Genomic DNA, 14,076 nt, shown 5'->3' with positions numbered 1-14,076 from the left:
TTAAAACGAAGGGGTTAGCCTTTCGATTTAACCGCAACCTTTGCAACATGTTCGCCCTGAAAACGAGCAATAGCCAGCTCACGCTCATCAGGCTGACGCGAACCATCGCCACCGGCCAAAGTGGTTGCGCCATAGGGCGTGCCACCGCTGACCTGGGAGATGTCGAACAGCTCGGGCGTGCCGTAGCCGATAGGTACGATGGTCATGCCGTGGTGGGCCAGGGTTGTCCATGTGGAAGTGATAGTCATTTCCTGGCCGCCACCGGTGCCGGTTGATGCGAAAACACTGGCGACCTTGCCGAACAACGCGCCTTTCGCCCACAAGCCGCCAGTCTGATCGAGGAAATTGCGCATCTGGCCTGACATGTTGCCGAAGCGTGTAGGCACACCGAAGATAATGGCATCGTAATCAGTCAGTTCTGCGGGCGTAGCGACGGGTGCATCCTGATCAACCTTGCCGCCAGCGGCCTTGAACGCTTCTGCATTCATGGTTTCAGGTACGCGCTTGATGGAAACCTCGACACCGTCTACCTTCGCAGCGCCTTCGGCAACAGCCTTGGCCATGGTTTCGATGTGGCCATACATGGAGTGATAGAGGACAAGTACCTTAGCCATAGTTGGAGCTCCTTAACGTGAAGATGAAAAATCGGTTTAACCGAATTGGTAGTTCATAATGCATCAGATTTACCTAGCTAAAAAATCAAAATACCGCGCATATCAATCGTTTAATTCGATACGTGGGTGCTCCAGCTATTGGTAAGCCATATTGAAGGTTAGCAGCTCCCTGTTCGCTACCAATATTACTTCGTATAATCTATATTATGTTAAATTAAAGGTTATGTCATAGATATTCATAAGCTGCCTAAGCCACCGATTCGACGACCCCATTTCTGACCTCCACTCTCTCAAAGGGCGATATGCTTTATGTCCATGGCGAGTCATTGAATGAGGTGGCTGCCAATGATTTAATTGCTGCTGGCGACTGGTATCCGTCGCTGAGAGCTTCTGAAACTCTACCCCATGGATATCAATCAGGGTTCTCAGCATGCCTATGTCAGCATCAATGACCTAGAACATGACCCCCGACTTGCCAGTTAAGGAGGGTCATCGTGACCAAATCAGCCGATCAAGAACACGCGTCACCCTCCTCCTCGTTCCCTGCTTACGTATTCGTGGGTCCGGCTATGGCTTATGCGCTTGAAAAATATGCATCAAGAACTGCGAAAATGCGTTCAGCGATTACTGCAAGCGCCAACAACGACTATAATCAATAGTGCGTCAGAGCAAATCCAGCCTTTCGCTGCCAACCTGGCCTCAATCCAATACCGCGAAGGCACCGCGGACCTCCTCGTGCATCTTGATGCGGACGTGAACGTCTTGCAACCGAGGACAATTAGGCTCAGGGTGAGATCGAGGTGTATCGAGGCTTCGTCGCCATCTATAAATCACTTGGCGGTGGATGGAGTTATCCCCCCGGGCAAGTCGTATCCCGCTGAGCAGACCCCAACCGCCCATCTATCGGGGTTCATGCAATGCACACTTCAGAATTGGATGATGCAAAGGAAAAGAATGACGACCTAGTTCAGGGGCCGCTGTCAGCCGGCACTGTTGCGCCCGACTTCACTCTGTACGCAACCCCTGATCAACAGCTGTCGCTGCGCGAGTTAAAGGGAAATCCCGCGATACTTGCGTTTTATCCCGCTGACTGGACCTCGGTTTGTGGAGACCAACTGACCTTGTACAACCAGTTGCTACCCACATTCAGAGAGTACGGTGCGACGCTACTGGGTATCTCAGTTGACAGCGCCTGGTGTCATCAGGCATTTGCCAAAGATCGGAATTTTCACTTCAGCCTGCTGGCCGATTTCGAGCCCAAAGGGGCTGTGGCACGACAATATGGAGCGTACGAGCCCCACCTGGGAGTTTGTAAGCGGGCGCTGTTCGTGATTGACAAGGAGGGAGTGATCGCCTGGAGCTACATTTCGCCAATGGCAATCAACCCTGGGGCGGACGGCATTCTGGATGCGCTGGATGCTCTGGCGAATTCATCACAAAGCACGCCAACCTAAAATTAACAGGTGATCCCATGGCCACTCTCAAAGTCCCGGTAAGTGCCAGCGACCATCGCCAGGGAAGTGCGCATGCCAAGGTCACACTGGTGGAATTTGGCGACTATGAATGTCCCTATTGCGGCTTAGCGTATTGGGTCGTCAAAAAGCTACAACAGCATTTTCGCGATGATCTGCTATTCGTATTCCGTAACTTTCCACTGACCACTGCTCACCCACATGCGATGGCTGCAGCGGTCACCGCTGAGTATGCCGGGAGTCGAGGATTCTTCTGGGAGGCTCACGACGAATTGTATGAAAACCAGGATCGATTGGGTCCGCCGCTGTTTCGGGCCATCGCTTTAAAACACGGCCTCTCCGACGAAGAACTCTATCTTGCCATGCAAGACGGTACCTACGTACCCAAAATAAAATCCGATTTTAATGGCGGCGTACGCAGCGGCGTGAATGGCACCCCAGCGTTTTACATAGACGGGCTTCGCTATGACGGGGCTCCAGAGTTCACCGAGATGAGCCAGATGATTGAGCTTTCGTTAGTGCGTGGGTGAAATCGCTAGGCAGCGACACCTAATCAAAGAAGGCCAGGGTGCGAACTTCGATACTCTCGCGCGGCGGGGCTCCCGGCGGCGTATTGGGGTCTTTGAAGGCGGTATGGGGCGTGAAGCGGGCACGCCCGTCGTGACGTGAGTCATACCCTTTGATCAGCAAGACTTCGTCACGGCGCATGTCCGGAAAATAGTACCAGCGCTGTTGCGGATTGTAGGCCAGGTGGTAGATCTCACCGATACGATCCGGATAGACCAAGTCGGTGGCCAGAAGGTCATCGGAGTCGAGCGTCGAGGCGTCCAGCACGGCCAGCGGTGAGCGCTTGACGGGCCCGCTCATCGGGCGCCATAGGTTAATCTGGGCCACCGACACCAATGCGGCGGCCTGATCCTGGCCCAGCACGTCGCGAATACGCTCAGGCCCCGAGCGGTCGGTGTAGTCATTATGCACACGGCTGGCTGGGCCGCGAACATCCCGCCGCTCGGCGTCGCTGCGCCTGGTGTGGTCGAAGATGACGACCCGGCTCGCGCCCGTCAACTCTTTGATCAAGGCCTTGACCTCGTCATAGTAGACGCTTTCCACTGAGGTATCGTCGTAGAGATCGTCGACCACCGTATCCCGCCGATGGAGTTCAAACCCCTGCTTGTCCAGAGAAAAGCTGTCTGCCAACGGACGACCGTTGTGTATCGTGACCTCGCGCTTCTCCTGCTCAGCAAAGTAGTGCGGTTCACTGTTACCGGTCAGAGCCTCGGTATGCACATAGGGCTTCACATCGTGCTTGACCAGGTAGGTTAGTGTCGTGATGACGCTAGCGGGCGTATCAGTTGTGTGCTTCAAGTAGCCTCTCCCGGTCTGCTGACCGCTTCCGCCGTGGTGTCACCGTGGCGGAGCTGTAACTTGTATGTAGACACCTTCCCGCTCAATCCTATGCCTTCGAATGGACACTATCAAATGTTCCGAAGTGCATGGCACCCGACCGGTAGGAGAGGACCATTCTAACCTCGGCACCGACGACCAGTTAGACCATGACTGGCGTATCGCACTTCAGGTTTGCGCTGATCATGAGCATCCGATATCCCGGCCTGCCCTTTACAATCGTTTGCCTGCCATAACAGGTTCGGACCTTAGATCAAACTTCACGCACCTGGGCCTTGGGCGTCGTGATCGGCGCGCCGCGGGTTGCCAAACCCTCTCTTGATTTTACAGGTTGGCAGATATTGATCGTAAATTGGCAGCATATGCTAGTCGTTTACGCACTCAGAACAGGCAGTCTATGCTGAGTGCGTCACCTTGCCCTGATGAGAACAATAAAATGCCTGCAGAACACCTGGATGTGATTGTTATTGGTGCCGGCCTTTCCGGCATCGGCATGGCTTGCCATATGTCGCGAATGTGCCCTGAGTACAGTGTCGCGATTCTTGAACGGCGTCAGGCCATTGGTGGGACTTGGGATCTGTTCCGCTACCCGGGTGTGCGCTCGGACTCCGACATGTTCAGCTTCGGTTATCAATTCCGACCCTGGAACGATCTGCAGGTATTGGCTGACGGCGAATCCATTCGGCGGTATATCAGCGACACTGCCGCCGAATACAAGATCAACGAGAAGATCCGCTTCGGGCTGGATATCACCCAGGCCAATTGGTCCAGCACAGAGAAACTCTGGACGCTAACTGCGACACAGCTCAGTTCCGGTGAGACGCTGCAGTTCACCTGCCGATTTCTGATCAGCTGTACCGGTTACTACAACTATCACCAGGGCTATTTGCCGGAGTTCCCTGGCGCTGAACGCTTTGGAGGCCAATGTATTCACCCGCAAGCCTGGCCTGAAGACCTGGACTATCGGGGCAAGAAGGTGGTGATCATTGGTAGTGGTGCGACTGCCATTACGCTAGTACCTGCTATGGCCGCGACGGCTGCGCATGTGACCATGGTGCAACGATCGCCCTCCTACATTTTTTCCGTCCCGTCCCGTGACGCGATTGCCGGTTTCTTGAAAAAGGTGTTGCCCGATAGCTGGGTGTATCACTTCACCCGCCAACGCAACATCCGTATCCAGCGCTGGATGTACCGCGCGGCCAAGCGTTGGCCGAACGGAACACGGAATTTTTTGCTCAAACAGGTGCGTAAACAGCTGAACAACCCGGATGACATGCGTCACTTTATCCCGGAGTACATGCCCTGGGATCAACGCCTCTGTGCGGTCCCGGACGCTGATTTGTTCCAAGCTATCAATGCTGGCAAGGTGTCGGTGGAAACCGATCAAATAGAAACATTTACCGAGCATGGTTTGCTACTGCGCTCGGGAAAGGAAATAGAGGCAGACATCATCGTGACCGCTACCGGTCTGCAAGTGCAGGTGCTGGGTGGCATGCAGCTGACGCTGGATGGAAAGCCGTTCGCCATTCACGAGCAAATGACCTACAAAGCGGTAATGATGCAGAACCTGCCGAATATGGGCTGGATTATGGGCTACACCAATGCCTCCTGGACACTCAAGGCAGACATTGCAGCCCAGTATCTATGTCGTGTGCTCAAGCATATGGATCAGCATCATTATCAGGTAGTAGTACCCCTAGGCGGCGAGGAAAGTGCGCTGCCCTCCTCCATCATGGGCGCTCTGGAAGCCGGATATGTGCAACGCGCCAATGCGGTGCTACCGCGTCAAGGCAAAGGGCTGCCTTGGCGCGTGCTCAATGATTATTTGCAAGACTCGGAAATGCTGATGAAGGAGAGCCTGGACGACGGCATACTGGCATTCGATCCGCCTGAGGCTTCGGTCAAGCCCGTGTTGGCCAGGAAAGACGCCTCGGAAGCGGCCTGATCCCTCTCTCCGGTTACCCGACTGAAACCCAACCATAGGCACGCTCGGGTTTTTTTGGCACTATTCAGCCTCAACGCTAAACAAACACATCACACGTCGCCAGGGGAGTCCCTTACCGGACTGAGAATCGCCGCAATCATTTGCGGAGTAAACCCTGGAACCTGATCCGGATAATACCGGCGGAGGAAGCGCGACATGCTTTACCTGACACTGGCCGTGCTGGCGGCTGCTCTGTTGCTGTTCGCCTGGCTTGGGCTACGTGAACGCCAATCTGCTTCCGGTCTCGATGATTACTGCACGGCCCGCAACAGCCAAGGCGCGCAGGCGCTGGGACTGTCTTTTCTGGCTTCGGGCATGGGCGGCTGGATTCTGTTTGCGCCGCCGGAAATCGGTGCATTTGCCGGCCCGGTAGCTCTCGCCGGTTACGCTTTGGGCGCTGCCCTGCCCTTCATGGTATTTGCCTGGTGTGGGCCAGCGATCCGCCGCCATCTGCCAGAAGGCCGCAGTATCGGTGAGTTTGCTCAGGCCTGTTACGGGACCGCCGTACGCCGATGGGTGGCGCTGATTTCGCTGTTATATATGCTTTGTTTTCTGATTGCCGAGCTAACCGCGATTGGCGCTATTACATCCATGCTGTCTGATGTTAACGGCAACCTGGTCATCGTCGCCGTGGCGGTGACCACGCTCCTCTATACCGCATGGGGCGGCTTGCGAGCCAGTTTGGTAACGGATCGCTGGCAAGCATGGTTGCTGATACTGCTGTTGATCGCGGTAGGCTGGGTAGCGCTGCAACGGCTACCTGACGTGGCGAGCATTGGCCAATCAATGCCTTCCATTCCGCTGGGCAGTTCCTTGTCCATCACCTTGACTCTTATTATTGCGGTGACCGCCGCCAATCTGTTTCACCAGGGCTATTGGCAACGCATTTGGGCTGCGCGCGACGGCCAGGCCCTCGGGCGCGGGGCAATGTTGGGCGGTGTAATCACTATTGTGGTGGTGGCCGTGGTTGGCGCCCTGGGAATTGCTGCGGCGATGAGCGGCACTGAACTGGGAAGTCCACCTATACCCTTTTTCGCCCTGCTCGCTGACGCTCCCGCATGGTTAACCATTCCAGCACTGGTGCTGGCGATGACCCTGGTCGCGTCGTCGGTGGATACGCTGCAGAACGCGCTCGCGTCCCTGGCCGTGACTGAAAGCCGCGGGCTGTCCCTCGCTGCGGCACGCTGGATAACCTGTCTGTTGATGATTCCGGTGATCGCGGTCGCATTGCAAGGCATCTCGGTGCTGCGTCTGTTTCTCATTGCTGACCTGCTCTGCGCGACCGCTGTCGTACCGGTCTTGCTCGGTTTGTGGTCACGCATGAGCACCGGTGCTGCCATCGCTGGTTCGCTGGCAGGGATCCTTGGCGCAATTCTGCCAGGTTGGTGGGTGACGGGAAGTCTTGCTGGCGGTGTGATGGCAGCTTCATTTCCCGGCAGTATTCCGACCCTGGCGCCCTTTGCCGGCGCCTTGGCAGCCTCCACCTTGGTCTGCCTGTTGGTGGCTGCGGTCAAACCGCGGAATTATCTGCCGCGTCCCGTGTAATTCTGCTGCTCAGCCTGTGTGTTTCGCCAGGTTCGAGGATTCGCGCATCCGGCCCGGCATTTGCTGCTTCAATGCACAGCATGTGCTGGTAGTCGTCGCTGGCGAAGTGGCTCAGCCTGAGTGATTTTTCAATCCAAGGGTTCCATACCACCACGGAATCACTTCCCTCGCGCTGGACTGAGATTACCTGTTTATTGGCATCAATCAGGCGCACTTCACCAGAGTGGTTGAAATAGATGCGATCTGTTTCTGCGGTGAAGCGCACAGGCCCTTGCTGAATCTGCAGGTGCCCCGTCAGTTGGTCAAGATAGGTGCAACTCTCCAGGCCTTGGACCATTACCTGATCAATACCCGACACAGGCAAGTAGCTATGCAAGGCCTGGCTCAGCGCTTGAGGCTCTTCTCCCATATTGCGGGTAATCAGCGTCACCATCAGGTCGGAGCCCAGAACAAACTCGACGTCCAACTGCCACTTCTCACCCGGCAATGCCTGTGCAATCAAAGAGTTCGCCAGGCTCATGCGCACGCTCACCTGATCAGCATTGCTTGATACCGCAGTCAACTGCCACGGGCTGATGCGCGCTATACCATGTGCCGGCCCTGCCCTGGTGTTGCTGAACCAGGGCCAACACAGGGGAATTCCGCCACGTATCGTCTTGCCGGGGAGCTCTGGTTCATCGGAGCTTATCCACAACAAGGGCCCCTGTCCTGAGGGCTGACAGTGGGTGATATGCGCACCCTCCATGGCGATTCTGGCGCTGACCGCGGGGTGGTCAATCTGCAGAAAATCTCGGCCATGTTGATTTTGAATCAAGCGAATGCCTGCCGGTAACTGGACCGGCTGCTGCGCGGATGTCTGGGATTGCATGTTTATACGCCCCGCCTTCTATTCAACTGGAGAATGGGGAAACCTGATGCAAAGCCGGCTGACCCCATTTGCCATAGGATAGCAGGCCCTTGAGGCTGGAATTGCTTGACTGGAATTGCTTGAATAGGTTCTAGCGCTTTACATACTTTATTAGAGGGGAGTGATCAGAAGTTCAAGCCTGGAAAATCAAGTTTTCTACTATGAGGAGGTATGCACAAAGGTAACGTGGAGGCCACGCCGGCCTCCCGTCCGGATGTCACTATCAGTTAGAGCCGGTCTCTATACGGAAACCAACTTTGATGACCACCTGATAATGTGCAACCTTGCCATCAACGACGTGGCCACGCGTCTCGACAACTTCAAACCATTCAACGTTCTTGACGGTTTTGGCGCACTCGGCAATAGCATTGCTGATAGCATCTTCAATGCTTGTAGTAGAGGATCCTGCCAACTCGACTTTCTTGTACACATGTTGATCTGACATGTCTTTCTCCTTTTGTGAACGTTATCCGTAAGGCAAAGGATGGGGCGCTAAGTTCCGCATGTGCAGGACGTTGCAATATCCCGACACAAGCCTATAATCGTGAACGCAAATCACTATCATTATAATCTTTCACGGTAATCAGGAGTTCATCTACATGGTCGTTCACTTCCCTCTCAAGGCATTGACCCTTGCGCTATCCGCTGCTGTATTGCTGACTGCTTGTGACAACAACGAAGAGGCGCAAACCAAGGCACCTGCCGAGCAGTCGGCCGGTGAGGCAGTGGTCGACGCAGTAGAGAATGACAATGCAAACCAGGCAGGCGCTGACAATGGCGTAGACGGTACGGCAGTCGCCAAGCATTACGCGGATCTTGCGTATGCCACCTATCAGGACGCTACGAAAACGGCAGAGGCTCTGAATGAGGCGACCGATGCACTGATCAGTGAGCCTACCGAGGCTAACCTGACCGCAGCCAAGCAGGCTTGGCTGGATGCACGCGTTGCGTATCAGCAATCCGAGGTGTTTCGCTTCGGTAACGCAGTTGTCGACGACTGGGAAGGTCAACTCAACGCCTGGCCGCTGGACGAAGGCATGATCGATTACGTGGCTGCCGATGACTATCAGCACGAGATGGGTAACGAAGGTGCCAATGCCAACATTATTGCCAATACCAGCATCAATGTCGGTGGCGAAACGCTGGATGTGTCCGAGCTGACGCCAAAGCTGCTGGCCGACCTGAATGAAGCGGGTGGCTCCGAAGCCAACGTTGCAACCGGTTATCACGCTGTCGAATTTCTGCTCTGGGGCCAGGACATGAACGGCTACTCTGCCGGTAGCGGCGAGCGCCCAGTGACTGATTTCGCCAAGAACGATGATTGCACCAATGGCAACTGCGAGCGTCGTGCCGAGTATCTGGATGCGGCAACCGACTTGCTAGTGACCGACCTGCAATGGATGGCCGAGCAGTGGGCCGAGGATAAGTCTGATAATTATCGTGCTGAGCTGTTGGCCATGCCCAGTGAAGAAGTTCTGCAGAAGATGCTGTTCGGCATGGGTTCCCTGTCACTGGGTGAGTTGGCCGGCGAGCGCATGAAGGTAGCGCTGGAAGCCAACTCCTATGAAGACGAGCATGACTGCTTCAGTGACAATACCCATAACTCGCACTTCTATAACGCCAAGGGCATCCAGAATGTTTACCTGGGTGAGTATCAGCCCGCTGACGGCGCTGCCATTACCGGCCCTTCCCTTTCGGATCTGGTTGCCCAGAGCAATCCCGAGCTGGACCAGCAACTGCGCACTGAACTGGAGAGCACCATGGAAGCAGTTCAGGCGATGAAAGATGCGGCCGAAGCCGAGGAAAATCCAATGGCGTTCGATATGATGATCGCCCCGGATAACCAGGAAGGCCATGACATCATCAATGCAGCGATCAGCAGCTTGGTTGCACAAACTGGCTCTATCGAGAAAGTGGCGGGCGAGCTGGGTATCGCGTCGCTCGAGCCTGATGATGCTGGTCACGCATTCTAAGCGGTAACAACAGTACTGCCAGTCACCATGGTGGCTGGTGATCTGTACGCTGAGAGTCCGCCCGCGAGGTCGGGCTCTCATTTGTTTCAACAGTGAGATAAACAGGCATTCATGAAGCTATTGACTTGCCCCGCCGCCATTGGTTTGTTGTTGGCCGCCCAATTATTACTGACTGCCTGCGATTCGGCAGCCGAGTATCCGTTACAGACCACGCCCGATACCGGGGGCGAAGGTACGGTTGAACAATCGGACCACAATGCCTACTCCCTGCCCCAATCCAATCTGCCGATGACCAGCCGGCTGGACTTCAGCGTGGGCAACAGTTTTTTTCGCAACCCGTGGGTAATCGCACCGTCCAGCACAGATGCGCGCGACGGTCTTGGCCCCTTGCTTAACACCAACTCCTGCCAGGGTTGCCATATCAAGGATGGTCGCGGTCATCCACCTGCCGCTGGCGAGACTGCTGTGTCGCTGTTTCTGCGGCTATCAGTGCCTGCAGATTCGGAAGTGGATGCGCTGATCCTTGAACAGCATGGCTTTCTACCCGCTCCGGTGTATGGCAGCCAGCTTCAGACCTCTGCTGTCCCTGGCATGCAGCCCGAGGCAGATCTGGCCATCGAGTGGAGTGCTCTGGAAAAAAGCCTCGCGGATGGCACCAAGGTTACGCTGCGCAAGCCAACCTACCGAATCGAGAAACCTGCTTACGGACCTTTGCCTGCGAATCTTCTGGTGTCGCCCCGGGTAGCGCCGCCGATGATAGGTCTCGGCTTGCTTGAGGCCATCCCCGAAGCGGATATTCTTGCTGCCGCCGATCCTGACGATCGCAACGATGACGGCATCTCCGGACGTCCCAATCAAGTTTGGGATAGAGCCGAAGAAACGAGCGTGCTGGGCCGGTTTGGCTGGAAAGCGGCAGAACCGAATGTCATGCAGCAGAGCATGGGCGCATTTGCCGGTGATATGGGGCTGACGTCCACATTGGCTCCGATCACCGATTGCACTGAAGAGCAGGATTGCGGGCGCTTTGCACATGGTGGTGAGCCGGAGGTCAGCGACAAGGTGGCCAATTTCGTTGCTTTCTATTCCCGCAGTCTGGCGGTGCCAGCGCGGCGCAACATGGATGAGCCGCAGGTAACCCAGGGTGCACAGTTATTCAATCAGAGTGGTTGCGCCGGGTGCCACACGCCACGCCAGGTAACCGGTGTGGTTGCCGACCGACCGGACCTGAGCAATCAGACCATCTGGCCCTACACTGATCTGTTGCTGCACGACATGGGCGCTGAGCTGGCCGACGGCCGACCGGAATTCCTCGCCGGCGGCAACGAATGGCGCACTCCCCCATTATGGGGCATCGGACTGGCACAGCAGATTAATCCTCGGGCGGGTTTCCTGCACGATGGCCGAGCCGAAACGCTGGAACAGGCGATTCTCTGGCACGGTGGCGAAGCTGAGCAAGCTACCGAGCAGTATCGACAACTGTCCAGTGAGCAACGCGCGGCGTTGATTGTTTTCCTTGAGTCCCTGTAAGCGGAGCGTATTGATGTCTGTATTGAGTAACCGGCCCAGCCGGCTGTTGGCGAGTGCGTGTCTGCTTACGCTGCTGTATACCTCCTCGGCCTATGCCGAATCAGCGCGTGAGCAATGGCACGCACAGCTGTCCAGCGGCTACACAGCCCTGGCAGACGCCAGCAGCGACCTTCATCAGCAGGCAACCGAGCACTGCGCCACTCGTCAGGAAACAGCTGCCGCACCGCTGCGGGACGACTGGCTGCGCGCCTTCCTGGCTTGGCAGCGAGTACGTTTTATCGATTTTGGGCCGATCGAGCAAAACAGTATGGCCTGGCAGTTTCAGTTCTGGCCGGACAGCAAGAATCTGATCGCCCGTCAGGTAGATCGCTGGATGAAGGATCAGCGCCCGGTGTCTTCTCAAGCACTGGCTGGAGAAAGTGTCGCTCTGAAAGGCTTTCCCGCCATGGAATATCTGCTCTATGGCGAGCAATCAGACACCGTTTCGCCGCGAGGTTGCGAGCTGCTGGTAGCCATCAGTGCACAGGTCAGCGCCAATGCGACCCACCTTGTTGAACAATGGGCCGCGTTCAAGCCGCATTACCTTGAGAGCGACAGCTATCAGACCACCACCATCAGTGCGGCGATGCATTCGTTGGAAATCATGCGTGACGCCCGCCTTGGCGCCCCTATGGGCCTGCAAGGCAAGAAACGACGTAACCCCTATCTGGCAGACGCTTGGCGCAGTGAACAGTCACTGACGGCCATCCAGGCTACGCTGCAAGGGTTGCAATCCGAGTTTCTTCCGGGCTTTGCCACCGTGATGCGTGATGCCGGTAAAGAGCAACTGTTGACTCAGTTCGAGGAGACCTTGGCCGGCACCCTGGAGCGAATAGACAGCCTTCCGTCCGACGTGTCCGCATCGCTTAAAGATGAGCAGCTTTATCGGGGGCTGCAGCTACTGTTTGTCGATATCGATAGGCTCGCCAGCCTGCTCAATGGCCCTATTGCCAGTGAACTCGGGATTGTCAAAGGCTTCAACTCCAGCGATGGTGATTGATGAATAGACGACGTTTTGTTCAGCTGGGGCTGGCAGCTTTGGTTCTCAGCGGTCCCCTGGCAGGTTGTACCCGGTTGCACTCCGAGAGGGATCGCCCGCAGCGATTTCTGAGCGCGGCGGATGATGCCAACGGCCAGCACCTGATTACGCTGGCCGATCATCAGGGGCATGTGCTTGCCCGCGTTCCCGTAGCCGAACGTTGTCACGGCGGCTGTGTGCGGCCTGGCTCCGCTCAGGTGGCGGTATTTGCGCGGCGCCCTGGCCGTGAGCTGTACATACTCGATGGCCGCGATGGCGCCCTGCTGCATCAGCTGAGTTCCGGCGATAAGCACCATTTTTACGGGCACGGTGTTTTCAGTGAAGACGGTCAGTATCTCTACGCCACCGCCAACCATTTCAATGATGGCCAGGGCCAGGTGCGTGTCTATGACGCCCGCCAGCAGTATCAGTGGGTCGCGGACTTCCCGGTAGGCGGCATGGATCCGCACGAATTGAGATTGCACCCGGACGGCAATACGCTGGTTATCGCCATGGGCGGGATTCTTACCCATCCGGATTACGATCGCATCAAACTGAACCTCGACAGCATGCGCCCGGCATTGCTGCTGATGAATCGGCACACTGGCGAGATTGAGCAGCGGCATGAGCCTTCGCATCACCAGCTCAGTTGCCATCACCTGGATATCAGTTCAGAAGGCGTAGTCATCGCAGGCTATCAATTCGAGGGGCCAGAGTGGGAACGGCCGCCGCTGATTGCACGATTGGACACCCGCTCGGGCTTGTTCAGCGAGGTTGCTTTGCCGGCCGAGGCGTTGGCGGCAATGCACAATTATGTCGCCAGTGTGGCCGTCAGCACGCAGGGGCCCTTGGCAGCCATTACCGCACCGCGCGGAAACCGTGTGGTGTTGATCAACTACCTGAGTGGCGAGTATGTGGCTGATATCCATCTGCCCGACGCCGCAGGTGTATTGCCAGCACCCCAAGGTGGGTTTGTGGTGACTTCCGGCCTGGGTGGGGTCTATCTGCTGGATGAGCAAAGGCTCACAGCGACACTGCTAAACCCTGAAAAACTGCATTGGGACAATCATCTGACTGCGTTGTAAAGCTGGGTTCAGCGGCTGGCGACCATTTTCTCTATGCATTTCCTGGCGTCTTCCGGTAACTCGACGAAATGCATTCCGGTCCAGTGCTGGCCACCGGCGATGCTTTCGCGATGCCAGAGGCTTTCGGCATCTAGATAAAAATCGCTCATGCCGTTCAGCGTCATCGGCAGACTGATCTGCAACGCATAACGCTTGAATAAAACGATAGGTTGGTCGCTCAGCAGCATCAATCCTTCGGTATGCAGGTCGACGACCCGGCCCAGATGGCAGCCTTTGTCCAGATCATAAACCTCAAGACTCGCACTCAATGTATGTCGTTCCAGGCGCCGCTTTTCGTACATAGTTGGCTCATTAACCGAAGTATTCATCCTTCCTACCTTGCGAGATGTCAGCCCTGACAGTCTGCTTGAAATACATGCTGGCTAACAGCCATATATTGCCTGTTATTCGATAACTGGAACACAGTTTTGAACATGGGAATCAGTTGAAAATTTCAGCTTCGCAATAC

At 56.0% G+C, this 14,076-nt stretch carries 14 protein-coding genes, 1 pseudogene and 1 riboswitch; of the genes and pseudogenes, 10 read left to right on the top strand and 5 right to left on the bottom strand.

Annotated features, from left to right (window positions below; all coding sequences use genetic code 11):
- Nucleotides 1–14 precede the first annotated feature (14 nt).
- Complete coding sequence (wrbA, locus tag EAO82_RS12835) at nucleotides 15–614, bottom strand: NAD(P)H:quinone oxidoreductase (protein ID WP_096345057.1); 600 nt, start codon at nucleotides 612–614, stop codon at nucleotides 15–17.
- Between the two features lie 494 nt (nucleotides 615–1,108).
- On the opposite strand from wrbA, the gene EAO82_RS12830 reads away from it, so the two are divergent.
- The 4 genes and pseudogenes from EAO82_RS12830 (at nucleotide 1,109) to EAO82_RS12820 (ending at nucleotide 2,616) form a co-directional block, all read left to right on the top strand.
- A complete protein-coding gene (locus EAO82_RS12830; RefSeq protein ID WP_153274293.1) occupies nucleotides 1,109–1,273 on the top strand; it encodes a hypothetical protein in 165 nt (54 codons plus the stop codon).
- Nucleotides 1,222–1,495: pseudogene (locus tag EAO82_RS21010) on the top strand (TolC family protein); the annotation flags it as partial. The gene EAO82_RS12830 and the pseudogene EAO82_RS21010, both read left to right, overlap by 52 nt.
- A gap of 36 nt (nucleotides 1,496–1,531) precedes the next feature.
- Nucleotides 1,532–2,068, top strand: coding sequence for a redoxin domain-containing protein (locus tag EAO82_RS12825; protein ID WP_096345058.1), 537 nt, complete (start codon nucleotides 1,532–1,534; stop codon nucleotides 2,066–2,068).
- A 17-nt stretch (nucleotides 2,069–2,085) separates the two neighbouring features.
- The gene (locus EAO82_RS12820; RefSeq protein ID WP_096345059.1) at nucleotides 2,086–2,616 is read left to right on the top strand and encodes a DsbA family protein; all 531 of its coding nucleotides are present in this window, start codon (nucleotides 2,086–2,088) and stop codon (nucleotides 2,614–2,616) included.
- Nucleotides 2,617–2,635: 19 nt separating this feature from the next.
- Here the strand turns inward: EAO82_RS12820 and EAO82_RS12815 are convergent, their stop codons facing one another.
- A complete protein-coding gene (locus EAO82_RS12815; RefSeq protein WP_096345060.1) occupies nucleotides 2,636–3,451 on the bottom strand; it encodes a CmcJ/NvfI family oxidoreductase in 816 nt (271 codons plus the stop codon).
- A 475-nt stretch (nucleotides 3,452–3,926) separates the two neighbouring features.
- Here EAO82_RS12815 and EAO82_RS12810 point away from each other — a divergent pair, with 475 nt between their 5' ends.
- Nucleotides 3,927–5,435, top strand: coding sequence for a flavin-containing monooxygenase (locus tag EAO82_RS12810; protein WP_096345061.1), 1,509 nt, complete (start codon nucleotides 3,927–3,929; stop codon nucleotides 5,433–5,435).
- A gap of 91 nt (nucleotides 5,436–5,526) precedes the next feature.
- Nucleotides 5,527–5,641, top strand: a riboswitch (TPP riboswitch).
- Nucleotides 5,631–7,019: a sodium:solute symporter gene (locus tag EAO82_RS12805; protein ID WP_096345062.1), complete on the top strand. Its 1,389-nt coding sequence runs from the start codon at nucleotides 5,631–5,633 to the stop codon at nucleotides 7,017–7,019. It overlaps the preceding riboswitch by 11 nt.
- On the opposite strand, the gene EAO82_RS12800 is transcribed toward EAO82_RS12805, so the two are convergent.
- Both EAO82_RS12800 and EAO82_RS12795 read right to left on the bottom strand, forming a co-directional pair.
- On the bottom strand, nucleotides 6,985–7,887 hold the full coding sequence (locus tag EAO82_RS12800) for a D-hexose-6-phosphate mutarotase (RefSeq protein WP_096345063.1): 903 nt from the start codon (nucleotides 7,885–7,887) through the stop codon (nucleotides 6,985–6,987). The genes EAO82_RS12805 and EAO82_RS12800 overlap by 35 nt on opposite strands.
- A 262-nt stretch (nucleotides 7,888–8,149) precedes the next feature.
- Complete coding sequence (locus tag EAO82_RS12795; RefSeq protein WP_096347649.1) at nucleotides 8,150–8,371, bottom strand: dodecin; 222 nt, start codon at nucleotides 8,369–8,371, stop codon at nucleotides 8,150–8,152.
- Between the two features lie 154 nt (nucleotides 8,372–8,525).
- Between EAO82_RS12795 and EAO82_RS12790 the strand changes: the two genes are divergently transcribed.
- The 4 genes from EAO82_RS12790 (at nucleotide 8,526) to EAO82_RS12775 (ending at nucleotide 13,568) form a co-directional block, all read left to right on the top strand.
- Nucleotides 8,526–9,899: an imelysin family protein gene (locus tag EAO82_RS12790; RefSeq protein WP_096347650.1), complete on the top strand. Its 1,374-nt coding sequence runs from the start codon at nucleotides 8,526–8,528 to the stop codon at nucleotides 9,897–9,899.
- A gap of 111 nt (nucleotides 9,900–10,010) precedes the next feature.
- On the top strand, nucleotides 10,011–11,426 hold the full coding sequence (locus EAO82_RS12785; RefSeq protein WP_096347651.1) for a di-heme oxidoredictase family protein: 1,416 nt from the start codon (nucleotides 10,011–10,013) through the stop codon (nucleotides 11,424–11,426).
- Between the two features lie 13 nt (nucleotides 11,427–11,439).
- Nucleotides 11,440–12,465: an imelysin family protein gene (locus tag EAO82_RS12780; protein WP_096347652.1), complete on the top strand. Its 1,026-nt coding sequence runs from the start codon at nucleotides 11,440–11,442 to the stop codon at nucleotides 12,463–12,465.
- Nucleotides 12,465–13,568: a DUF1513 domain-containing protein gene (locus tag EAO82_RS12775; protein ID WP_096347653.1), complete on the top strand. Its 1,104-nt coding sequence runs from the start codon at nucleotides 12,465–12,467 to the stop codon at nucleotides 13,566–13,568. Before EAO82_RS12780 ends, EAO82_RS12775 begins: the two co-directional genes overlap by 1 nt.
- Before the next feature lie 8 nt (nucleotides 13,569–13,576).
- Here the strand turns inward: EAO82_RS12775 and EAO82_RS12770 are convergent, their stop codons facing one another.
- On the bottom strand, nucleotides 13,577–13,936 hold the full coding sequence (locus EAO82_RS12770) for a PilZ domain-containing protein (RefSeq protein ID WP_143520364.1): 360 nt from the start codon (nucleotides 13,934–13,936) through the stop codon (nucleotides 13,577–13,579).
- Between the last annotated feature and the right edge of the window lie 140 nt (nucleotides 13,937–14,076).

Origin of the sequence: Halopseudomonas pelagia, assembly GCF_009497895.1 — a bacterium.
Classification (GTDB): Bacteria; Pseudomonadota; Gammaproteobacteria; order Pseudomonadales; family Pseudomonadaceae; genus Halopseudomonas; species Halopseudomonas pelagia_A.
Note: the sequence above shows the minus strand (reverse complement) of the source record. Positions and strands in the feature narration are given on the sequence as shown.

Coding starts and splice junctions, on each gene's coding strand:
- EAO82_RS12770 (WP_143520364.1), bottom strand. CDS start 13,936: ATGAATACTTCGGTTAATGAGCCAACTATGTACGAAAAGCGGCGCCTG.
- EAO82_RS12795 (WP_096347649.1), bottom strand. CDS start 8,371: ATGTCAGATCAACATGTGTACAAGAAAGTCGAGTTGGCAGGATCCTCT.
- EAO82_RS12775 (WP_096347653.1), top strand. CDS start 12,465: ATGAATAGACGACGTTTTGTTCAGCTGGGGCTGGCAGCTTTGGTTCTC.
- EAO82_RS12785 (WP_096347651.1), top strand. CDS start 10,011: ATGAAGCTATTGACTTGCCCCGCCGCCATTGGTTTGTTGTTGGCCGCC.
- wrbA (WP_096345057.1), bottom strand. CDS start 614: ATGGCTAAGGTACTTGTCCTCTATCACTCCATGTATGGCCACATCGAA.
- EAO82_RS12800 (WP_096345063.1), bottom strand. CDS start 7,887: ATGCAATCCCAGACATCCGCGCAGCAGCCGGTCCAGTTACCGGCAGGC.
- EAO82_RS12825 (WP_096345058.1), top strand. CDS start 1,532: ATGCACACTTCAGAATTGGATGATGCAAAGGAAAAGAATGACGACCTA.
- EAO82_RS12820 (WP_096345059.1), top strand. CDS start 2,086: ATGGCCACTCTCAAAGTCCCGGTAAGTGCCAGCGACCATCGCCAGGGA.
- EAO82_RS12810 (WP_096345061.1), top strand. CDS start 3,927: ATGCCTGCAGAACACCTGGATGTGATTGTTATTGGTGCCGGCCTTTCC.
- EAO82_RS12790 (WP_096347650.1), top strand. CDS start 8,526: ATGGTCGTTCACTTCCCTCTCAAGGCATTGACCCTTGCGCTATCCGCT.
- EAO82_RS12780 (WP_096347652.1), top strand. CDS start 11,440: ATGTCTGTATTGAGTAACCGGCCCAGCCGGCTGTTGGCGAGTGCGTGT.
- EAO82_RS12805 (WP_096345062.1), top strand. CDS start 5,631: ATGCTTTACCTGACACTGGCCGTGCTGGCGGCTGCTCTGTTGCTGTTC.